The sequence below is a fragment of the Intestinimonas sp. RTP31139st1_F5_RTP31139_211217 genome, assembly GCF_040226735.1.
In the GTDB taxonomy this organism is placed as follows: Bacteria; Bacillota; Clostridia; order Oscillospirales; family Oscillospiraceae; genus Intestinimonas; species Intestinimonas butyriciproducens.
Map to the genome: position 1 here is coordinate 1 of NZ_JBCOAQ010000026.1, position 4,211 is coordinate 4,211.

The 4,211-nt window shown below is 63.7% G+C and carries 6 protein-coding genes and 1 pseudogene; 3 read left to right on the forward strand and 4 right to left on the reverse strand.

Annotation, left to right across the window (positions count from 1 at the left end):
* The 4 genes and pseudogenes from ABUA09_RS13555 to ABUA09_RS13570 all read right to left on the reverse strand — a co-directional run.
* Positions 1 to 345: pseudogene (locus ABUA09_RS13555) on the reverse strand (coproporphyrinogen dehydrogenase HemZ); the annotation flags it as partial.
* Between the two features lie 44 nt (positions 346 to 389).
* On the reverse strand, positions 390 to 1,007 hold the full coding sequence (locus tag ABUA09_RS13560) for an MBL fold metallo-hydrolase (protein WP_208319551.1): 618 nt from the start codon (positions 1,005 to 1,007) through the stop codon (positions 390 to 392).
* A 13-nt stretch (positions 1,008 to 1,020) separates the two neighbouring features.
* On the reverse strand, positions 1,021 to 1,464 hold the full coding sequence (dtd, locus tag ABUA09_RS13565; protein WP_116721587.1) for a D-aminoacyl-tRNA deacylase: 444 nt from the start codon (positions 1,462 to 1,464) through the stop codon (positions 1,021 to 1,023).
* Positions 1,465 to 1,509: 45 nt separating this feature from the next.
* A complete protein-coding gene (locus tag ABUA09_RS13570) occupies positions 1,510 to 2,577 on the reverse strand; it encodes an alanine racemase (protein WP_075704946.1) in 1,068 nt (355 codons plus the stop codon).
* Between the two features lie 260 nt (positions 2,578 to 2,837).
* On the opposite strand from ABUA09_RS13570, the gene ABUA09_RS13575 reads away from it, so the two are divergent.
* From ABUA09_RS13575 to ABUA09_RS13585, 3 genes are read left to right on the forward strand one after another with little or no spacing between them, the layout of a single operon-like run.
* On the forward strand, positions 2,838 to 3,200 hold the full coding sequence (locus ABUA09_RS13575) for a BMC domain-containing protein (RefSeq protein ID WP_033119177.1): 363 nt from the start codon (positions 2,838 to 2,840) through the stop codon (positions 3,198 to 3,200).
* 11 nt (positions 3,201 to 3,211) lie between these two features.
* Positions 3,212 to 3,643 (forward strand): BMC domain-containing protein, encoded by a 432-nt coding sequence (locus ABUA09_RS13580; RefSeq protein ID WP_058116807.1) that lies wholly within the window; start codon positions 3,212 to 3,214, stop codon positions 3,641 to 3,643.
* 9 nt (positions 3,644 to 3,652) lie between these two features.
* Positions 3,653 to 4,168, forward strand: coding sequence for a EutP/PduV family microcompartment system protein (locus ABUA09_RS13585; protein ID WP_033119175.1), 516 nt, complete (start codon positions 3,653 to 3,655; stop codon positions 4,166 to 4,168).
* Positions 4,169 to 4,211 lie beyond the last annotated feature (43 nt).

Below are 4,211 nucleotides of genomic sequence, written 5' to 3' on the forward strand. Positions count from 1 at the left end.
CACCGTAAGGCCCCGCTCCAGATCACGGGTGGGCAGCTTGACCGGGCGCACGCCGGTCAGGGCCCCCCAGGGGGGCTCACGGCCCAGTGCGTCGGTGCCCGCCCGGTAAAAGGCGTTTTTCAGAACGCGCTGAAGCACACGGTCCTGTTCCAGCTGGCCGGCTTCGGGCCCCGGAGCCGGGGCCCGGGCATAGCGGCTGTAGACTGCGCCGCCGTCTGTGAGCACCGCGTGGGCGGTGACCTGCCGCGGACCCACGGAGAGGCGGAGGAGCAGCGCGTCCTCCCCGAAAAGGGGCGGCGCATCCGGATACTCCGGGCGTTCGCCGGGGAACAGCGTCAGCAGCATCTGCTCGGCGGCATATTTGTAATTGTGACCGTTCAGATAGAGCTTTACGGCTGCTCCGCCAGGGCCTCCATCAGATAGTAATTGCTTCTCCGCTCCGCGTCCAGGGTGGAGAGCCCTTCGTGGCCGGGGCAGACCCGATAGTCGCCGGCAAGCCTGCCCAGGCGGGCCAGGGAGGTCATGATCTCCTGATAGCTGCCTCCGGGCAGATCGGTGCGCCCGCAGGAGCCCCGGAACAGCGTGTCGCCGGTGAACAGGATGTCGCCGGTCTTCAGCACCACGGAGCCTTTGGAGTGGCCGGGGGTGTGGAGGACCTCCACAGTCAGGCCGCCCACCGCCACAGTGTCGCCCTCGTCGTAAAAGCGGAGGACTTCCCGGGGGAGCGGCGGGAACATGGTCGGGTTGACCCCTTCGGCGTCGGCGCGGTGGAGATAGACCGGCGTGCCGGGGAAGGCCGCTTCCAGCCCGGCCACGCCGCCGGTGTGGTCATAGTGGCCGTGGGTGAGCAGGATGGCCTTCAGGGCGAACCCGGCCTCCCGGATCATGGACAGGATATCATCGGGGTCCCCGCCGGGGTCAATCATGGCGCAGGCCTTGGAGGTCTCGTCCCCCAGCAGATAGCAGTTGGTGCCGATGGGCCCTACGGGCATGGTTTTGACGATCATAAGCACACGCTCCTCACATGTTGTCGGTATCAAACAGAATGGTCACCGGTCCGTCGTTGACGGAGGCGACCTGCATATCAGCGCCAAAGCTCCCGTGCTCCGGCGGAAAACCCAGCCGGCCGCAGGCGGAGAGAAACCGCTCGTAAAGGGGGACGGCCACATCCGGCTTGGCCGCGCCGGTAAAGCCGGGGCGGCGGCTCTTGGTATCGGCATACAGGGTGAACTGGGAGACCACCAGGAGGCGACCGCCTACGGCGGAGAGATTCAGATTCATCTTCTCGTTTTCATCCTCAAAGACCCGCAGGCCCACGATCTTGTCGGCCAGCTTGTCGGCCTGGGCCTCTGTGTCGTCGGGCCCCACGCCCAGCAGCACCAGAAAGCCGCGGCCGATCTCGCCCACGACCTCTCCCGCGATGGTCACCGATGCGGAGGCCACCCTTGTCACAACTGCTCTCATGCTTACGCTCCGTTCCGGGCGGCGGAGCCGCCCTGTATCTTTTTGTTATCGGTATTCCCGCTTCATCCCCCTGGCATACAGGGGGTCGAGGTCGAAGACGGCGATGTCGCCGGGCTTGCACTTGAGCTCGGTCACATCCACCAGCGTCTCCAGCGCCCCGATCTGGCCGATGACCATGGCCCGCTGGTCTCCGATGTGGACGGACTGTCTCCGGGTCCCCCACCAGTAGCGCAGCAGGGCGGCCAGGCCGCTCTCCCCGGGCCGCTGGGCGCCGAGGCCGTTCTGATATCCCACGGGCAGTACGGCCACCCGGGTGGGCTTTTTCATCGTGATCAGACGGCTGTTGCCCACAGTATGGCCCTTGGGGAGCCAGCGGATCTCCTCCAGCGTGGCCTCGCCATAGCCCACCTTCTGGAGGCCGTCGCCCCTTGTGCGTCGGCACCGCCCCAGAAAGGCGGAGGCCACCCGCACCGCATCCAGCCGGGCGAATTCGTAGTTCATCAGTGCGCTGGAGCCGGCGGCATGGATCACCCCGGTCTCGAACCCGGCGGCGTGGACGGCCTCCACCACCCGCTGGAACTCCTCTAACTGGGCGGACGCGCCCCGCTCTCCGCCCGCTGCGGCGTGCATCTGGGTATAGATGCCGGAGATGGCCACGTTGGGAAGGTAGCGGTACATGGACAGGATCTTGTCCGGCTCCCCGGAGAGAAACCCTCCGTAGCCCATGCCGGTGTCCACCTGAATGTGGGCCTCCACCACGGTGGAGCGGGCCTCCGCCAGGCCGTTGAGCGCAACGCCGGTGTCATAGGAGCCGATGGTACATACGGCGTTCAGGTCGATGAGCTGCTCCAGCTCCTCCCGGTCCGTCGTGGAGCGGAGCATCAGGATCTCCTCGTCCACAAAGCCGGCCTTCCGCAGGGCGGCGGCATCCGAGGGCTCGGACACGGCAAAGCGCCCGATCCCCTCCTCACGCAGGAGCTTTGCCATTTCGAGCAGGCCGGCCCCGTGGGCGTCTCCGGTGAGGACGGCGTAAATGGCGGCGGCGCCCGCCTTCTCCTTGATTACGGCGGCATTGCGCCGGATGGCTTCTCTCTCTAGTACCAGGGCTTTCACGGCGGGGCCTCCCTCCCAATTTTGAGCCGAAGCGACGATTGTACCTATTATATCACCCGCCGGTGGGCAACGTCAATGAAAGGGCGCGCCGGAGGAAGAGATGACCTTATCCGCCGGCGGCGCAGAAGCCCCGAAAGGACGGAGAAATCCTCCCAATGGACGGAGAAGCCGACCGGCGGGGGACTGCCGATTGACAGTTTTGAGAAAATGAGAGTATAATGAATACATTCCACATTACAAACGCAGGGGGACGGGATCCTATGAGCGGTGCGAACGATCAGATCAGAATCGTACAGGAGACGGTGGCGGGGAAGGAGATCACCTTTGCCCATGTGATCGGCGGGCCTGCGCCCATCATCTATCAGAAGCTGGGACTCAATCCCTCTGTGGATTACGGCACCTCCGCCATCGGCATCATGAATCTGACGCCGCCGGAGTCCGCGGTAATCGCGGCCGATATCGCGGTCAAGAGCGGAGACGTATATCTGGGCTTTGCCGACCGCTTTACCGGCACCGTGATCATCACAGGGGAACTGGCGGACGTCACCACGGCGCTGACGGAGATCGTGAATTACTTCCGGGATGTGCTGGGATACGTCGTGTGCAATATCACAAAGAGATAGGAAGTTCAGCTATGGGGAGCCGCATGACACGGGAGGAGTTCCTGGAGAGGGTGTTCTCCCGGAAATATGAAGAGCTGAAGGGGAAGGACCTGCGCCTGGTCCGGGTAAAGGTGATCGGAAGGGAGATTTCCCTGGCGCAGCTCATCGGCGTGTCCGAGACGAGGATCTATCAGAACCTGGGCCTCCACATCGGGACCCACCAGGGCGAGGACCACACCGGGGAATCCATCGGCCTGCTGCACATCACGCCGTGGGAGGCCACGGTGGCGGCGGCGGACATCGCCATGAAGAGCGGCGATGTGGAGCTGGGCTTTTTGGACCGGTTCAGCGGGGCGGTCATCCTTCTGGGCTCCCGGGCGGAGGTCAGGAGCGCCATGGAGCATGTCCTCGCGTTCTTCCGGCACGAGCTGCACTTCACCGTCTGCGAGATCACGGAGAGTTAAAGAGCGGATATGAAAAAATTATTTTTGATGGGGCGGAGCGAGGCGGGAAAGACCTCCCTGACCCAGGTGCTCAAGGGCGAAGAGCTCCACTACCATAAAACCCAGTACACCAACACGGGGGCCGATATCATCGACTCTCCCGGCGAGTACTCGGAGACCAAGCGGTGCGGACTGGGGCTGGCCTGCTTTTCCTTTGAGGCGGATGTGCTGGCCCTGCTGATGGCGGCGGATGAGCCCTTCAGCGTGTTTGAGGCGAACTGCCAGTGCTTTACCAACCGGCCGCTCATCGGTATTATTACAAAGATCGACTCCCCCTTCGCCAATGTTCCCATGGTGAAAAACTGGATGATCAATTCCGGCTGTGAGCGCATTTTTGAGGTGAGCAACATCACCCGGGAGGGAATCGGGGAGCTGCTCGACTATCTGAAGGAGGACCCCGTCAGGCTGACCCTGCAGCAGGCGAAGGACAGGCAGCGGCTGGGTCTTACAGAGTGGGAGGATGCCTCCCGATACGGTATAGCGTGAGAAAGGGCCGGGCGTTTTCCCAAAAAGGGCAAAAGGGCGGCCC

Bases quoted from the DNA above. Each gene is read 5' to 3' on its own strand.
- ABUA09_RS13575 (WP_033119177.1), top strand. From the start codon at position 2,838: ATGAGCGGTGCGAACGATCAGATCAGAATCGTACAGGAGACGGTGGCG.
- ABUA09_RS13560 (WP_208319551.1), bottom strand. From the start codon at position 1,007: ATGATCGTCAAAACCATGCCCGTAGGGCCCATCGGCACCAACTGCTAT.
- dtd (WP_116721587.1), bottom strand. From the start codon at position 1,464: ATGAGAGCAGTTGTGACAAGGGTGGCCTCCGCATCGGTGACCATCGCG.
- ABUA09_RS13585 (WP_033119175.1), top strand. From the start codon at position 3,653: ATGAAAAAATTATTTTTGATGGGGCGGAGCGAGGCGGGAAAGACCTCC.
- ABUA09_RS13580 (WP_058116807.1), top strand. From the start codon at position 3,212: ATGGGGAGCCGCATGACACGGGAGGAGTTCCTGGAGAGGGTGTTCTCC.